General features: G+C 70.8%; 1 pseudogene. It reads right to left on the minus strand.

The annotated features are described in order from the left end of the window. Positions 1–30: 30 nt before the first annotated feature. Positions 31–480: pseudogene (locus EOA32_RS37595) on the minus strand (FAD-dependent monooxygenase); the annotation flags it as partial. Positions 481–616 lie beyond the last annotated feature (136 nt).

Raw genomic sequence — 616 nt, forward strand, 5'->3', positions numbered from 1 at the left:
ATCCAATTTTGTCGGCCGCCCGGTAGGCCCCTACCGCCGCACCACCTTCCGCTCTTCCCATCCATAGAGCCAGTCGAGATCAGCCGCGAGTTTCTCCGCCGGGCGCGTCGCCAGCACCAGGTTGCGCGCGATCGCAACCGGGCCCCAGGCGTGCCAGGCCAGGCGGTTGAGCGCGCCGCGTCTGAGCACCTTCTCGATGCGCGGGCGCCTGCGATTTTCCCATGTGGAGAGGCTCTGCCGCGGATCGCCGGGGAAGTCGGCGACCAGATCGGCGAGCGTCGCGGCATCCTCGATCGCCATCGCCGCGCCCTGCGCCGCGAACGGGGTCATGGCGTGCGCCGCGTCTCCGATCAGGGCGACGCCCTGCGGCATCGTCCAGCGCGCCTGCTCGACGGTGTGGATCGGAAACGCCGTCCATGGCCCGGCAAGCGCGGCGAGTCTCGCCAGCGCGGGCGACGTGCCGCGCATGGCGCTGGCGACGCGCCCGGCGGAGAAACTCGCGGCTGATCTCGACTGGCTCTATGGATGGGAAGAGCGGAAGGTGGTGCGGCGGTAGGGGCCTACCGGGCGGCCGACAAAATTGGATTGGCCGGCGGGACAGCGCCCCCCTCTGTCC

Origin of the sequence: Mesorhizobium sp. M1A.F.Ca.ET.072.01.1.1 (genome assembly GCF_004023325.1) — a bacterium.
Lineage (GTDB): Bacteria > Pseudomonadota > Alphaproteobacteria > Rhizobiales > Rhizobiaceae > Mesorhizobium.